Raw genomic sequence first — 15010 nt, forward strand, 5'->3', positions numbered from 1 at the left:
CTCATGGATCAAGGGGACGACTGCGAAAGACAAACGGCGAACGCGGAGCTGTCGATCCGCATCGCCGCGGGCATCGGCGCCTTCACTCGCACCGAATGGGACAGCCTCGGTGGCACTACGCGGAGCGATGCAGAAAACGCCTACAACCCGCTTGTTTCATTCGCTTTTTTGAGCGCGCTGGAAGATTCCGGCTGCGCCGTTCGACGCACCGGCTGGCAGGGTCATCATCTCAGGCTGGAAACCGCGCAAGGCAAGCTGCTCGGTGCGGTCCCCTGCTATCTGAAGTCGCACAGCCAGGGCGAATATGTGTTCGACCATGGCTGGTCGGACGCGTTCGAACGCGCCGGCGGGCGCTACTACCCGAAACTGCAATGCGCGGTGCCGTTCACGCCCGTCACCGGCCCTCGCCTGCTGGTCGGCAAGGGCGAGGACAGCCACACCGTCAAAGCCGGCCTTGCGGCCGGCCTGAAGGCGGTGACGGATAAGCGCGGCGTTTCTTCCGCGCATGTCACCTTCGCGCCGGAGGATGATGTCCAGATATTGGCGGCAGCCGGCTTCCTGCATCGTACCGACCAGCAGTTTCACTTCTTCAACGAAGGCTTTTCGAGCTACGACGATTTTCTCGGGACATTGGCCTCGCGCAAGCGCAAGGCGATGAAAAAAGAGCGGCGCGAGGCGCTCGCCGACGACATCTCGATCGACTGGCTGACCGGTAAGGATCTGACTGAAAAGGCCTGGGACGACTTTTTCGCGTTCTACATGGATACTGGCAGCAGGAAATGGGGCCGGCCCTACCTCAACCGCGATTTCTTCTCCATGATCGGCGAACGCATGGCGGACGATGTCCTGCTGGTAATGGCCAAGCGTAACGGACGCTACATTGCCGGCGCCATCAACTTCATCGGTTCCGACGCGCTCTACGGCCGCAATTGGGGCTGCATCGAGGACCACCCCTTCCTGCATTTCGAGGTCTGCTATCATCAGGCGATCGATTTTGCCATCTCGCGCAAGCTGAGGGTGGTTGAAGCCGGTGCGCAAGGCGAGCACAAGCTGGCGCGCGGCTACCGGCCGGTGACGATGCATTCAGCGCACTACATCGCCCATCCCGGTCTGCGCAATGCAGTGGCCGATTACCTCAAACGCGAGCGCCACGAAGTCGAGCGGATGAGCGAATATCTGGAAGAGCATACCCCGTTCCGCAAGGACCTGGCTGAGTAGAGTAGCAAGTCCCAATCGCTCAGCCGCGGGCCGGCATGGCCGATCTCAACCGATCGTCTTGCCCGCCCGGAACGGCTTCGCTACACGAGATAGCGAGCCAAGAACCGGAGTGCGCGCCATGGCCGAAGCAACCTACGACAGCAGCAACATCTTCGCAAAAATTCTGCGCGGAGAAATCCCTTCGCACCGGGTCTACGAGGATGATGCAGTCATCGTCTTCATGGATGTGATGCCGCAAGGACCGGGTCACACGCTGGTGGTGCCGAAAGCGCCGTCGCGCAACCTGCTCGACGCGGATCCGGCAGTGCTTGGCCCGCTCTTCGCTCACGTCCAGAAAGTTGCGCGGGCGGTAAAGAAGGCCTTCGATGCCGATGGCGTCACAGTCATGCAGTTCAACGAACCAGCTTCGGGCCAGACCGTCTTCCACCTCCACGTCCACGTCATTCCGCGCTTCGAGGGCATTGCCTTGAAGCCGCACAGCGGACAGATGGAAAAGCCTGAAGTCCTGGCCGAGAACGCCGGCAAGATACGGACGGCGCTGGCAGACTGAGCTGGCGCGAAGCCGCTCGGCAGCTGCCGGCGCTCTATCGCTTCATGAAAAAAGCCCCGTTTCCGGGGCTTTTTTGACTTGCAGGTTCGTTAGTTCTTACGCGGCAGTTGCGGCACCAGGCTGCGCTTGCCGCCATCCTTGCCCTTAGGCTCCGGCTTCTGCGCCACCGCCTTTTTCGCGGCGGGCTTTTTCGCCACAGCCTTCTTGCTCTTCGGCGCGTCGTCCGGTTCTTCTTTCTTCGGCTTGACGGGCGCCTCGTCGGCGAGCGATTCGAGCTTCAGGCCGGTCTCGCCGGTTTCCTTCTTCTCGACGGTGACACGCACCGTGCCGCCCTTCTTGAGCTTGCCGAACAGCACCTCGTCGGCCAGCGGCTTCTTGATGTGCTCCTGGATGACACGGCCAAGTGGCCGGGCGCCCATGCGCTCGTCATAGCCCTTGTCGGCCAGCCAGGCGATTGCCTCCTGCGACAGGTCGAACGTCACGCCGCGCTCGGAAAGTTGCGCTTCCAGCTGCATGACGAACTTCTGTACCACCTGATGGATGACCGGTATCGGCAACGAGCCGAACGGAATGATCGCATCGAGACGGTTGCGGAACTCCGGCGTGAACAGCCGGTTGATCGCTTCGACATCGTCGCCTTCACGCTTGGTCGAACCGAAACCGATCGCCGCGCGCTGCGCATCGGATGCGCCCGCATTGGTGGTCATGATCAGGATGACGTTGCGGAAGTCGATCTGCTTGCCGTTATGGTCGGTCAGCTTGCCGTGGTCCATGACCTGCAACAGGATGTTGAACAGATCCGGATGCGCCTTCTCGACTTCGTCCAGCAACAGCACGCAATGCGGATGCTGGTCGACGCCGTCGGTCAGAAGGCCGCCCTGGTCGAAGCCGACATAGCCGGGAGGCGCGCCGATCAGCCGCGAAACGGTGTGGCGTTCCATATATTCCGACATATCGAAGCGGATCAGCTCCACGCCGAGCGAGGCGGCAAGCTGCTTGGCGACCTCGGTCTTGCCGACGCCAGTCGGGCCCGAGAACAGGTACGAGCCGATCGGCTTTTCCGGTTCGCGCAGGCCGGCCCGCGCCAGCTTGATCGCCGAGGTCAGCGCGGTGATCGCGGTGTCCTGGCCGTAGACGACGCGCTTCAGCTCGATGTCGAGGCCTTGCAGCACCTTCTCGTCGTCGGCGGAAACCGTCTTCGGCGGGATGCGCGCCATGGTGGCGATCGTGGCTTCGATCTCCTTGATGCCGATGGTCTTCTTGCGCTTGGCTTCCGGCACCAGCATCTGCGAGGCGCCGGTCTCGTCGATCACGTCGATCGCCTTGTCCGGCAGCTTGCGGTCGTTGATGTAGCGCGCCGAGAGTTCGACCGAAGCCTTGATCGCCTCGCTCGTGTAGCGAACCTTGTGGAACTCCTCGAAATAGGGCTTGAGGCCCTTCATGATCTCGATGGCATCCTCGACGGTCGGCTCGTTTACGTCGATCTTCTGGAAGCGCCGCACCAGCGCGCGGTCCTTCTCGAAGAACTGCCGGAACTCCTTGTAGGTGGTCGAGCCGATGCAGCGGATGGCGCCGGACGACAGCGCGGGCTTCAACAGGTTCGACGCATCCATGGCGCCGCCGGAGGTTGCCCCTGCCCCGATCACGGTATGGATCTCATCGATGAACAGCACGGCGCCCGGATAGTCCTCGAGCTCCTTGACGACCTGCTTCAGCCGCTCCTCGAAATCGCCGCGATAGCGGGTGCCGGCCAGCAGCGTGCCCATGTCGAGCGCGAAGATGGTGGCATTGTGCAGCACTTCGGGAACGTCGCCCTCGACGATGCGCTTGGCGAGGCCTTCGGCGATCGCCGTCTTGCCGACGCCGGGATCGCCGACATAGAGCGGGTTGTTCTTGGAGCGGCGGCACAGCACCTGGATGGTTCGGTTGATCTCGCTCTCGCGACCGATCAGCGGATCGATCTTGCCGGCCTTGGCCTTGTTGTTCAGGTTGACGCAATAGGCGGTCAGCGCATCCTGTTGCTGCTTCTTCTTGCCGCCTTCTTCTTGCGGCTCGGCCCCGCTCTGGCTGCCTTGCTCGTCGTCGGCGCCGCGCGGCGTCCGCGTCTCGGAAGCGCCGGGGCGCTTGGCGATGCCATGCGAGATGTAGTTGACCGCGTCATAGCGGGTCATCTGCTGTTCCTGCAGGAAATAGGCGGCATGGCTCTCGCGCTCGGCGAAGATGGCAACGAGCACATTGGCGCCGGACACTTCCTCGCGGCCTGACGACTGCACATGGATCACCGCGCGCTGGATGACGCGCTGGAAACCGGCAGTCGGCTTGGAGTCCTCGTCGTAGCCGGTGACGAGATTGTCGAGCTCGGTATCGATATAGGTGAGAACCGTATGCTTCAACTCGTCGAGATCGACGTTGCAGGCACGCATGACGGCGGCCGCCTCGGTGTCGTCGATCAGGGCGAGCAGCAAATGTTCAAGGGTTGCATATTCATGGTGCCGCTCATTGGCGAGCGTCAGCGCTTGGTGAAGCGCCTTTTCCAGGCCTTGGGAGAAAGCCGGCATGTTACCTCACTTCTTCTCCATCACGCATTGCAGCGGATGCTGATTCTGTCGGGCGAAATCCATGACCTGAGACACTTTGGTCTCGGCCACCTCGAATGTATAGACCCCGCACTCGCCCACCCCATGATTGTGAACATGAAGCATTATGCGTGTGGCGGCTTCGCGGTCCTTCTGGAAAAAACGCTCCAGCACGTGGACCACGAACTCCATGGGTGTGTAGTCGTCGTTAAGGATGAGGACCCGATACAGACTGGGCTTCTTGGTCTTGGTTTTTGTACGCGTGATGACGGCCGTGCCGCGACCGGCCTCATTGCCGTTGCTGCCGTTTTGCATTCGCACCACGTAGCTCGTGGCAGTCAAACCTGTAGTCACGTAGTCCTGCCTCTTTCGAATCCTCATGCATGCTCGACATGTAGGTGCTCGATGAACGATTTTAAGCCCTTCTGTTTAGCTGACAATATGGCTAGGTGGCCAACTTGACCGATTTTTCAAATCGTGAAGACTGCAAGGCCCCCGATTTCGGGTTGGCATGAAAAAACCCGGCCGCGCCTTCGCGACCGGGTTTGTCTTTGCAGGCCCAAGGGCCGGCTCGGAACGTTCGTCGAATTTACTTCGCCTTGGCGACAATCGATTCGAACGGCTTGTAGGCTTCCTTGGCGAGCTCGGCATAGAGATCGCCGAGCTTGGTGGCCTCGGTGACGAAACTCTCATAGGACTGCTTGGCGTAGTCGGACTGGATTTCGATCGCCTTGTCCAGCGACTTGGCGGAAAAGAGCTTCTCGACAGCGGCGCTGCCGGCCTCGAAGCTTTTCTTTGTGTACTCGCCCGCCTCGGCGGCGATGGCCTGCGCACCCTTGGACAGCGACGCGAAGCTCTTCAATCCGGTGTCGGCAAATTCCTTGCCGTATTTGCTGAAATCTTCATAGGTCTGGGTCATTTCACGCATTCCCTTGAACGGTTACCTTGGACGATGGACGCGCCTTGTCCGGGCCGCGTTGTGCAATGCATGTAATTATATTGTGCAATGCACAAAAGTCAAGATTTCCGCGGCAATGCGCACCGTGAGCTGCCGGCAATCGCTAAGATTCGAATAAAGAAAAGCTCAATCCCGCAGAAAATGGTGAACGCGGCGGTTACCATAAACGGATTGGTAACGCTGCCCGCGTTAGCGTGGCCCGAGGTGAGGCAGGACCCTTTGCCGCCTCCAAGGCAACGGAAATTCAAAGGAACTATCAGTGCGTAAGGCGTTGTCGGGCTTCGTTTCCAAATCCGCGTCCCCCCTCAAAACGATCATGATGCTCGCTATGGCGATGACCTTCGTCGTCGCGGACGCAGCCTCATCCATGGCGGCCAAGTCGGCGGCCATCGTCATCGATGCCAAGACCGGCAAGGTGCTTTATTCGTCGGATGCCGATGGCCGGCGCTATCCGGCCTCGCTTACCAAGATGATGACGCTCTATCTGACCTTCGAGGCATTGGCGAACGGCAGGATCAGCAGGAATTCCCCGGTCGTGTTCTCGGCCAATGCCGCTGCCGAACCGCCGACGAAGCTCGGCGTCAAGCGGGGCGGCTCGGTCACGGTCGAGACCGCCATCCTGTCGATGGTGACCAAATCGGCAAACGATTCCGCAACGGCGCTTGGCGAGATGCTCGGCGGCAATGAGGCTAATTTCGCCCGCATGATGACGGCCAAGGCGCGGGCGCTCGGCATGAGGGGAACCGTTTTCCGCAACGCCAACGGCTTGCCTGATCCCGGCCAGTTCACGACGGCGCGCGACATGGCGCTGCTCGGTATCGCCCTGAGAGAGCATTTTCCGCAATATTACGGCTATTTCTCGCAGCGCTCGTTTCTTTACGGACGGCAGCGCATCAACGGCCATAACCGTCTGCTCGGACGCATCAAGGGCGTCGACGGCATCAAGACCGGTTATACCCGGGCCTCCGGTTACAATCTGGTCTCCTCGGTCTCGGATGGCGATCGGCGCATCGTAGCGGTGGTCATGGGCGGCAGGTCCGGCGGCAGCCGCGACAGCCAGATGGCGGGATTGATCAATGCCTACATGCCGAAGGCGTCGTCGCGCGGCGGCGGCATGTTGATTGCCAAGGCCGGCGGCGGCAATCCGATTTCAGCCCTGGCCAAGGTGTTTCTGCCGAAGCATGACGCGCCGACGCCGGACAGTAAGCCGGACGACGATGCCGTTGCCTCTCTTGTCGAGGAAAATGCGCCCGGCGTTGAAGAAACCACTCCCGTCGTTCAGACCAAGAAGGTCAAGACAGCGACCGTGGCGACAGCGGACGATATCGCGACGGCTCGGGTCGTCGCGGCCTATGCCGAACCGGCGGCGGTCGATCCCGTCAATACGGCGTCGGTGCCATCCGGCTGGGCAATACAGGTCGCCTCTTCTCCAAAACAGTCAGAAGCGAAGGCTTTCCTCGACAAGACGACGAAGGAGGCGCCCTCCGTTCTAGCTGATGCCGCTGGTTTCACCGTCGCCTTCGACAAGGACGGCGTCACCTATTACCGCGCCCGGTTCGGTGGTTTCGGTTCGAAGACCGCCGCCTGGAAAGCCTGTAACGCTTTGAAAAAGAAGAAAATCGAGTGCTACGCCGTCCGGCAGTAAGGGCGCGAAAGATACCTTCCCGAAAGTTCTGCGTCGAAGGAGACTAGTTGTGATTGGAGAGCAAGACGTCCTTGGCTTCGTTGATCCGCGCCGCCAGGAAAGACGTGCCACCGATATCGGGGTGCAGGCGCTGCATCAGGCGGCGGTGCGCCTTGCGGACATCCGCCGCGGCAGCCCCCGCTTCAAGACCAAGGATCTTGTAGGCCTCCTCCTTAGTCATGGCGCCCGAACTTGGCGCAACACCCAGCCCTTCGCCACCATTCGCATCAGCGTCTTTGCGCCAGATGGGAAATCTGCCGTCAAGATACGTCTCTAGCAATTGGCGGCTCTCCGGATCGCCGGCGAGCTCGCGATAGAGTTGCTGCAATTCGGCAAGCCCCATCGAGCCAAGCATCTTGCCTTCATGGCGCCCGGCCAACACGAGGCCTTCGAGGCCGCCGGTATCGTGATCGAGTTCCATCTCAAGCGCCGCAGTACGCACCGTCGAACGCTTGCCTGGTGCCAGTTTTGCCGCCGGCCGATTCATGCGCATGGAGCCGTACCAGGCGAGCGCGGCCGACAGGATCAAGCCGCCGATGCCCTCGCGCCCGACCAGCAGCACGGCGACGCCAACCAGCCCGAGCAGCACGGGTCCAAGCGTCCTCATGCCGCCTGCAAGCTTCGCCGGGTCGGCGCGCAGGAAGACGGTGAGCATGCCGAGAAGCACCAGGAGCAATGCTACAAAAGCGATAATCGCGCCCATCAGTTTCCGCCGCCCCGCAGATGCTCGATCATCAGCCGGTCCTCCGGCCTGCCCCGGGCCTCCAATGCTTTCAGCCCGCCGGTCGCAAAAACGGCGACGGACGAAAGCAGGCCGGCCAAGGTCGCGGCAGCCCGCCGATCAAACCGGAACCAGGCTCCTTTGGACAGCCGCGCAATTTCCTTGAACGCCTTTTCTGCATCGGCATCATGGCCTTCCTGAAAGACGAAGACAGGAACGCCGTGCAGGCCTAGGCTGCCGGCCTTTTCCGCCAGATCGTCTATATTTTCTTCCATCGCATCGCCGATATAGACCAGCGCGTTGACCTTCGCCGCCGCCGTCTGTTTCAGCGCATGGGCGAGCACCTTGCCGATCTGGGTGTGGCCGCTGCGGCAGTCGATCCGCGTCATCAGCTGCTTCAGAGCTTCGGTATCGGTGACGAATGCGGATGAGCGGCACTCGCCAAGGCCGCGAAAATAGACCAGTTGAACCTTGAGCGCCCCAGCCTTGCCGACGGCGTCGAACATCTCGGCCTGCAGCGCACAGGCGAGATCCCAAGTCGGCTGGCGGCTCATCGTCGCGTCGAGGGAAAGGATCAGCCTGCCTGAACCCGTTGCCGATGCAGCGAGCGTCCTTGCCTGACGGAGAAAGGCCTCGATCTCGCTGGTGCTCGATTGGGACTCGACCGGCGCAGGATTGGCCTTTGCAGGCACGGGCTGCTTCTTGTCGCTCATGACATTCAAGATGTGGCGTTGTTCCCCGGCTTGCAAGCCCAGATAAGGCGACCTGGAGGACCGGTGATGATGGCAACTGCGGACAAACGCTTCGGCCGGTGCTCTTGGCGTTGCGGTTCTTGGTGTCAGAGCAGGCCGAGATCGGCAAGCTCACGCCTGAGCTTCGGCGGCATCTCGACCAGCCCGGCTTTGCCCTTGCCGAGATCGGCCGGCGCGTCCGCCGGCTTCAGGTAGCGCCAGCCTTGGAATGCACGGCGCGGTTGCCAGTCGGTGCGCACGACCTCGGGATCGAGGATCAGATGGCAACGGCCGATGCCGTCGTCATCGGTGAAGGGCCGGATTTCGGTGATCAGCTGGCGGCATTGGACATTGCCCTTGATCACCCAGTAGAGCGAGCCGCCGTCGGTAATCTCGGCACCGCGCGTCGGCACCATGCGGGTGGTGTGGTAGTGCTCGGCCGGTTCGCCGGCGCGGCGCCGCTCGTCGAGGCGGAAGGCGATCCACTCTTCCAGATCCTCGACGCTGTCACAGCCGACGCAAAGCTTTATGAGATTGAGAGGCATCGTCTAAGGTTTAGTCCAGCACACGAACCCGTCAACGGCTTGATCGACTTCTCCACAGTGGTGGTCATGGCCGCCAGATTGGCGCTCAGCACTCCACGACATTGACGGCCAATCCGCCAAGGCTGGTTTCCTTGTATTTTTCGTTCATATCGAGGCCGGTTTGGCGCATGGTCTCGATCGCCGCATCGAGCGGCACGAAATGAACACCATCGCCCTTGATGGCCAGCGAAGCGGCGGTCACCGCCTTGACGGCGCCAAGCGCATTGCGCTCGATGCACGGCACCTGCACCAGCCCGCCGACAGGGTCGCAGGTCATGCCGAGATGATGTTCCAGCGCGATCTCGGCGGCGTTCTCGACCTGCTCGGGCGTACCGCCCATGACGGCGCACAATCCCGCCGCAGCCATTGCCGAAGCCGAACCGACCTCGCCCTGGCAGCCGACTTCGGCGCCCGAGATCGAGGCATTGGTCTTGATGATGCCGCCGACCGCCGCCGCGGTCAGCAGGAAATCGCGGATGCTCGGCTGGTCGGCTTCCGGATGGAAATGCAGCCAGTAGCGCAGCACCGCTGGCAATGTGCCTGCCGCCCCATTGGTCGGCGCGGTGACAACGCGGCCGCCGGCAGCGTTCTCCTCATTGACCGCCATGGCATAGATCGACAGCCAGTCATTGGCGAGCAGTGGGTTGGGCCGGTTCTGCTGCCACTGCTCCTGCAGCTTGTCGTGCAGCATCCGCGCGCGACGGCGAACCTTCAGTCCGCCCGGCATTATGCCGTCTTTCGACAGGCCGCGCTCGATGCAGCTCTTCATGGCGCTCCAGATGTCGTCGAGGCCAGCGTCGAGCTCCTCGCGCGACATCTGCGTTTCCTCGTTGACGCGCTTCATCTCGGCAATGGAAAGGCCGCTTTTCGCCGCCATCGACAGCATTTCGACGGCGTTCTTGAACGGATATGGAACCTTCTTGCCTTCGGTTGTCGCCGAGCCCCTTGCCTTCATCCGCTGCAGCTCTTCCTCCGAAACCACGAAGCCGCCGCCGATCGAATAATAGATGCGCTTGAGCAGCAACCGGTCGCCAGCATCATAGGCAGAGAAGGCCATCCCATTGGCGTGACCCGGCAGCGGCGTCTTGCGATCCAGCACCAGATCCGTTGCCGGGTCAAAACGATAGGACGGATGGCCGAGCGGCGAAATCCGCTTCTCGGCGGTGATGCGAGCGACGATGCCGTCCGCCTGGTCAGGATCCACCGTCTGCGGCGTTTGGCCGGCAAGGCCGAGCACCACGGCACGGTCGGAGCCGTGGCCGATGCCGGTATAGGCGAGCGAGCCATGCAGGCTGGCCGCGATCCGGTCTACCTTGGCGCCAGCCGGGCGCGGCCAGTCGTCTCCCGCAATCTCGTCGAGAAACCGCCGCGCAGCCGTCATCGGCCCCATCGTGTGCGAACTCGATGGGCCGATGCCGATCTTGAACAGGTCGAAAACCGAAAGGAACACGTGAGCGTTTTCTCCTGGGACCCTGTTGAGGTCTACATATAGGAATTCCCATGATGTTTTCCGCTGTTTTGAAGATTGCGGCGCTGCGCCTGCCGACCTTGTTTGCTCCGGCAGCGACATTCCAGCTTCGGCCATCGAAGCGGCCCCTCCGCTTGTGGTAAAAGCAAACGCATGGGCGATTCCTTCCATCTGTCGACGGCCGACCTCGCGGCGCTTGCGTTCTTCCTTGCCGTGTGGGTGCTGCATACGCTCGCCTCAGACGGAAAGCTGATCAGCCGCATGTCGCTGACGACGGCGATGAATGTCCAACGCGAAGCCTGGATGCGGACCATGGCCGAGCGCGAAATCCGCATCGTCGACACCGCTATCATGGCCGGTCTTCAACAGGGGACTGCCTTCTTCGCCTCCAGTTCGCTGATCGCGCTGGGTGGCTGTTTTGCCTTGCTTGGCGCCTCCGACCAGGTCCTCGCGGTGCTAAGCGATCTGCCGTTGGGTGCGACCTCTTCCCGCGCGGCCTTCCAGATGAAGGTGTTCGGATTGGTGCTGATCCTTGCTTATTCCTTCTTCAAGTTCGGCTGGGCTTACCGGCTGTTCAATTATTGCTCGATCCTGATCGGCGCGGTGCCGATTCCACATGGCGAAGCGGCTCGCAACTCTGTCACCGAAACCGCGGTTTGGCGTGCGGCGCGCATGAACATGCTGGCCGGAAAGCATTTCAATTCCGGCCTGCGCGGCGTGTTCTTCTCGATCGGCTATCTCGGCTGGTTCGTCGATCCTGCAGTGTTCGTCCTGTCGACGCTGCTGCTCCTGGCGGTGCTGGTGCGCCGGCAGTTTTTCTCCGCGGCGCGACAAGCAGTGCTCGGTCAGCCGCCCGGCCCAACATCCGGCGCCGGAAAAGGCCGGTCTATCCGGCCTGACAGCCAGTAGGCAATCAGCCCGATCCATTCACGGGTCGCGATGGTTGTGGTCTGCAGCGCTTCGTTGGCATCTGTGCGGAACAGGCCGATGCCTTCCTTGCCGGAGGTGCGGTAGTCGACCGGCCACGGAACCGTCGGAAAGCCGGCTTTGTCGAACAGCGCCTTGGCGCGCGGCATGTGGAAGGCCGAGGTCACCAGCAGCCAGGTTTCGCCCGGTTTTGGCGTGATCAGTTGCTTGGTGAAGACCGCATTCTCGTAAGTGTTGCGTGATTTGCCCTCAAGGACCAGCCGATCGGCCGTCACGCCGAGCGCAGTGAACAGGCGTGGAGCTGTCGCCGCATCGCCCTCGTCTTCGCGGACCAGTGCAATGGGGCCACCTGAAATGACGACCTTCGCTGTCGGAAAACGCCGTGCCAGCACGGCTGCCTCGACCATTCGATCGCCACTGGCGTTGAGTTCATAGCCGCCGCGGACGAAGTTGATGGCGCTCTCCATACCGCCGCCCAGCACAATGATGCCGTCAACTCGTTCCGGCAGGGGTGGCTTGGGGAAACGCTCCTCGAGCGGATTAAGCATCACTACGCCGAGCGAGGTCCACGCCGAGAGTGCAAGGACAAGGAATGCCAGCACGCTGCCGGTGGCAAACAGCCTCTTGCGCCCGACCAATGCCGCAAGCAACCCAGCCAGCAGCACGATGATCGCGAGATTCAACGGCTGGACGAAGAGCCACAGAACCTTGGAAAGATAGAAGAACATCATCCTCACCCCGCTAGATGAGGAACGATCCTACCACCATTTCTCCGGCTGGAACGTACCGGCCGCCTGTTCGATGACATGGGCGGTCTGGAACAGCATCTCCTCGTCGAAGGGCCGGCCGATAAGCTGCAGGCCGAGCGGCAGCCCCTTGGCGTCGAGCCCGGCCGGAACCGCTATGCCGGGCAGGCCGGCCATGTTCACCGTCACCGTAAAGATGTCATTGAGATACATTTTGACCGGGTCGGCGGCCATGTCCTCGTCGGCGATGCCGAAGGCGGCGGACGGCGTTGCCGGCGTCAGGATGACGTCGACGCCTGCCGCGAACACATTCTCGAAGTCGCGCTTGATCAGATTGCGAACCTTCTGCGCCTGCAGATAATAGGCATCGTAGTAGCCAGCGGAAAGCACATAGGTGCCGATCATGATGCGGCGCTTGACCTCGCGGCCGAAGCCGGCGGCGCGGGTCTTTTCATACATGTCGGCAATGTCCTTGCCGGGCACGCGTAACCCGTAACGGACGCCGTCATAGCGGGCGAGGTTGGACGAGGCTTCGGCGGGCGCTACGATATAATAGGCTGGCAGCGCGTATTTCGTGTGCGGCAGCGAGATATCGACGATCTCGGCGCCGGCATCCCTCAGCCAGGCAATGCCTTTTTGCCACAGCGCCTCGATCTCCTCGGGCATGCCGTCGACACGATATTCCTTGGGGATGCCGACCTTCATTCCCTTGATCGGGCGGCCGATCGCCGCCTCGTAATCCGGCACCGGCAGGTCGACGGAGGTCGTGTCCTTCGGGTCGACCGAAGCCATCGACCTCAACAGGATCGCGGCATCGCGCACGTCGCGCGCGATCGGCCCGGCCTGGTCGAGCGACGAGGCGAAGGCGACGACGCCCCAGCGCGAGCAGCGGCCATAGGTCGGCTTGATGCCGACCGTGCCAGTGAAGGCAGCGGGCTGGCGGATCGAGCCGCCGGTGTCTGTAGCGGTGGCGCCGGCGCATAGGAAGGCAGAGACGGCTGATGCCGAGCCACCGGACGAACCGCCCGGCACCAGCTGGGCATTGTCCAATGTGCGCGCGGTCTTGGTGCCGCCGGCCGAAACGAAGCCGCCCTCGCCCTGGTGCGTCGTCGGCATCACCACCGTGTCGAGGCGCGAACGCCGCCACGGGTTGATGACGGGCCCGTAATACGAAGTCTCGTTGGACGAGCCCATCGCGAATTCGTCCATGTTGAGTTTGCCGAGCATGACGGCGCCATCCGCCCACAGATTGGCGGTGACGGTCGATTCATAGTGCGGTTTGAAGCCATCCAGCACATGGCTGCAGGCCTGAGTGTGGACGCCTTCGGTGCCGAACAGATCCTTGATGCCGAGCGGGATACCCTCGAGCGACCCGCCCTCGCCCTTGGCCAGTTTCGCGTCGGAGGCCTTGGCCATGTCGCGCGCTTTGTCGTCGGTGACCACGACATAGGCATTGAGCGCCGGATTGGCTCGCTCGATCGCCGATAGATAGGCCTCGGTGATTTCGGTGGCGGTGATCTCCCTGGAGCGCAACTTGGCGCGGGCCTGCGAAATCGTCAGCTGGGTCAGGTCGCTCATCAGGCAAGGCTCTTTTCGTAAAACACCGACCACTCGGAATCGGGATAATCCAGCACCGGGCCGCAGCGCGAAAAACCGGCACGTTCGTAGACGGTCCAGGCGGCGGGATGACGGTCGCCCGTCTCCAGCACCAGTCGCTTCAGCCCTTCCTCGCGTGCCAGCGTCTCGATCCGCTCGACGATCTTCGCGCCGATCTTGCGACCGCGATGCGAGGGCCGCGTATACATGCGCTTGAGCTCGCCGACGACTGCATCATGGCGCTTCAGCGCGCCGCAGCCAATGGCAAGGCCATTATCGCGGGCGATGAAGACGGTCGTGTCCCGATCGGCCATTTGCTCGACCGTCAAATGGTAGCAATGCTCCGGCGGCGTCAGCTCCAGCAGCGTGGCATTGAGCTCCTCGACCAGCCCAAGCACATCGTCCTGCAGCGGCGTCTCCGCGGCGATCTCGATTGCCATCGGCCTGTTACTCCACGACCTTTGGCACGAGGAAGAAGTTCTCTTCGGTCGCCGGTGCATTGGCGACGATGTCGGCTGCCTTGCCGCCGTCGGTGACCACGTCCTGGCGCTTCTTCATTGCCATCGGCGTGACCGAGGTCATCGGCTCGACGCCGGAAACATCGACCTCGTTCAACTGCTCGACAAAACCCAGAATAGCGTTCAATTCGCCGGTCATGCGTTCTGCGTCCTCCTCGCTCACCGCAATGCGGGCGAGATGCGCGACGCGCTTCACGGTCTGAAGATCAACGGACATAGCTCTGCCTCGGGAAAACCAGTGCGCGCTATAGCGGCGCAGAGCGTGCCGCGCAACATGCATCGTGCCGACAACTGCCCTATGGCATCGCCACGCCGTCGCAGAGGAAATAGCTGCCGCTGTTGCCGCTCTGCTCGCTTTGGTCCGCGGCAGGCCGAACCGAAACCAGATCGATCTGCTTCGGGCTCATCTGTGTCAGCGAGAGAACATCGGGAAAGACGTAGCCCGGCTCCTGGCATATGGCAGTCACGGCCCAGCTTGGCGAGCGTGTGGCTTTGGTGATCTGCAGGAACTCACAATTGTATTCGATGCTTTCCAGTCCGTTTGCCGACAGCACGATATTGCCGCCCTCGATCACCGTCTGCAGCGTATCCTTTTTGGCCTGCGCGCAGAGATCCTCCGATTGCAGATAGACGCCCTTGATGAAATCCTCCGCGGCCAGCGCCGGCGACGCGGCAACCAGCATCGATATGCAAAGAGAATTCCTCAGACCCATGTCTTCATCCCGGCTCACTG

Annotated in this window: 16 protein-coding genes; 4 read left to right on the forward strand and 12 right to left on the reverse strand. The window is 61.9% G+C overall.

Annotated elements, in window-relative coordinates:
* Nucleotides 1–3: 3 nt before the first annotated feature.
* Together NKI85_RS20480 and NKI85_RS20485 are read left to right on the forward strand one after the other, a co-directional pair.
* The gene (locus NKI85_RS20480; protein ID WP_352777678.1) at nt 4–1218 is read left to right on the forward strand and encodes a GNAT family N-acetyltransferase; all 1215 of its coding nucleotides are present in this window, start codon (nt 4–6) and stop codon (nt 1216–1218) included.
* Nucleotides 1219–1336: 118 nt separating this feature from the next.
* On the forward strand, nt 1337–1768 hold the full coding sequence (locus NKI85_RS20485; protein WP_352523550.1) for an HIT family protein: 432 nt from the start codon (nt 1337–1339) through the stop codon (nt 1766–1768).
* Between the two features lie 89 nt (nt 1769–1857).
* Here the strand turns inward: NKI85_RS20485 and clpA are convergent, their stop codons facing one another.
* From clpA to NKI85_RS20500, 3 genes are all read right to left on the reverse strand, one after another.
* Entirely contained in the window at nt 1858–4326 is a 2469-nt protein-coding gene (clpA, locus tag NKI85_RS20490; RefSeq protein ID WP_352523548.1) for an ATP-dependent Clp protease ATP-binding subunit ClpA, read from the reverse strand.
* 6 nt (nt 4327–4332) lie between these two features.
* Nucleotides 4333–4659 (reverse strand): ATP-dependent Clp protease adapter ClpS, encoded by a 327-nt coding sequence (gene clpS / locus NKI85_RS20495; RefSeq protein WP_023717744.1) that lies wholly within the window; start codon nt 4657–4659, stop codon nt 4333–4335.
* 274 nt (nt 4660–4933) lie between these two features.
* Nucleotides 4934–5263 (reverse strand): phasin family protein, encoded by a 330-nt coding sequence (locus NKI85_RS20500; protein WP_023674920.1) that lies wholly within the window; start codon nt 5261–5263, stop codon nt 4934–4936.
* Nucleotides 5264–5561: 298 nt separating this feature from the next.
* On the opposite strand from NKI85_RS20500, the gene NKI85_RS20505 reads away from it, so the two are divergent.
* A complete protein-coding gene (locus NKI85_RS20505) occupies nt 5562–6947 on the forward strand; it encodes an SPOR domain-containing protein (protein ID WP_352777681.1) in 1386 nt (461 codons plus the stop codon).
* 43 nt (nt 6948–6990) lie between these two features.
* Here the strand turns inward: NKI85_RS20505 and NKI85_RS20510 are convergent, their stop codons facing one another.
* The 4 genes from NKI85_RS20510 to NKI85_RS20525 form a co-directional block, all read right to left on the reverse strand.
* Nucleotides 6991–7689 (reverse strand): DnaJ domain-containing protein, encoded by a 699-nt coding sequence (locus NKI85_RS20510; protein WP_352777684.1) that lies wholly within the window; start codon nt 7687–7689, stop codon nt 6991–6993.
* Nucleotides 7689–8420: a vWA domain-containing protein gene (locus NKI85_RS20515; RefSeq protein ID WP_352523543.1), complete on the reverse strand. Its 732-nt coding sequence runs from the start codon at nt 8418–8420 to the stop codon at nt 7689–7691. The genes NKI85_RS20510 and NKI85_RS20515 overlap by 1 nt, the downstream gene beginning before the upstream one ends.
* Before the next feature lie 125 nt (nt 8421–8545).
* Nucleotides 8546–8983 carry a DUF1489 family protein gene (locus NKI85_RS20520; RefSeq protein ID WP_352777686.1) on the reverse strand — a complete coding sequence of 146 codons (438 nt, stop codon included), beginning with the start codon at nt 8981–8983 and terminating at the stop codon, nt 8546–8548.
* An 85-nt stretch (nt 8984–9068) separates the two neighbouring features.
* A complete protein-coding gene (locus NKI85_RS20525; protein ID WP_352523539.1) occupies nt 9069–10472 on the reverse strand; it encodes an L-serine ammonia-lyase in 1404 nt (467 codons plus the stop codon).
* 171 nt (nt 10473–10643) lie between these two features.
* Here NKI85_RS20525 and NKI85_RS20530 point away from each other — a divergent pair, with 171 nt between their 5' ends.
* Nucleotides 10644–11399 (forward strand): DUF599 domain-containing protein, encoded by a 756-nt coding sequence (locus tag NKI85_RS20530; protein WP_352523538.1) that lies wholly within the window; start codon nt 10644–10646, stop codon nt 11397–11399.
* On the opposite strand, the gene NKI85_RS20535 is transcribed toward NKI85_RS20530, so the two are convergent.
* The 5 genes from NKI85_RS20535 to NKI85_RS20555 form a co-directional block, all read right to left on the reverse strand.
* Nucleotides 11336–12145 carry a YdcF family protein gene (locus NKI85_RS20535; RefSeq protein ID WP_352523853.1) on the reverse strand — a complete coding sequence of 270 codons (810 nt, stop codon included), beginning with the start codon at nt 12143–12145 and terminating at the stop codon, nt 11336–11338. The genes NKI85_RS20530 and NKI85_RS20535 overlap by 64 nt on opposite strands.
* Before the next feature lie 30 nt (nt 12146–12175).
* Nucleotides 12176–13741 carry an amidase gene (locus NKI85_RS20540; protein WP_352777690.1) on the reverse strand — a complete coding sequence of 522 codons (1566 nt, stop codon included), beginning with the start codon at nt 13739–13741 and terminating at the stop codon, nt 12176–12178.
* Nucleotides 13741–14199 (reverse strand): GNAT family N-acetyltransferase, encoded by a 459-nt coding sequence (locus NKI85_RS20545; protein WP_352523534.1) that lies wholly within the window; start codon nt 14197–14199, stop codon nt 13741–13743. Before NKI85_RS20545 ends, NKI85_RS20540 begins: the two co-directional genes overlap by 1 nt.
* Before the next feature lie 7 nt (nt 14200–14206).
* Entirely contained in the window at nt 14207–14494 is a 288-nt protein-coding gene (gene gatC, locus NKI85_RS20550; RefSeq protein ID WP_352523533.1) for an Asp-tRNA(Asn)/Glu-tRNA(Gln) amidotransferase subunit GatC, read from the reverse strand.
* A gap of 79 nt (nt 14495–14573) precedes the next feature.
* Complete coding sequence (locus tag NKI85_RS20555; protein ID WP_352523531.1) at nt 14574–14990, reverse strand: hypothetical protein; 417 nt, start codon at nt 14988–14990, stop codon at nt 14574–14576.
* Nucleotides 14991–15010: the final 20 nt, after the last annotated feature.

Source organism: Mesorhizobium sp. M0571 (assembly GCF_040320985.1).
GTDB lineage: Bacteria > Pseudomonadota > Alphaproteobacteria > Rhizobiales > Rhizobiaceae > Mesorhizobium.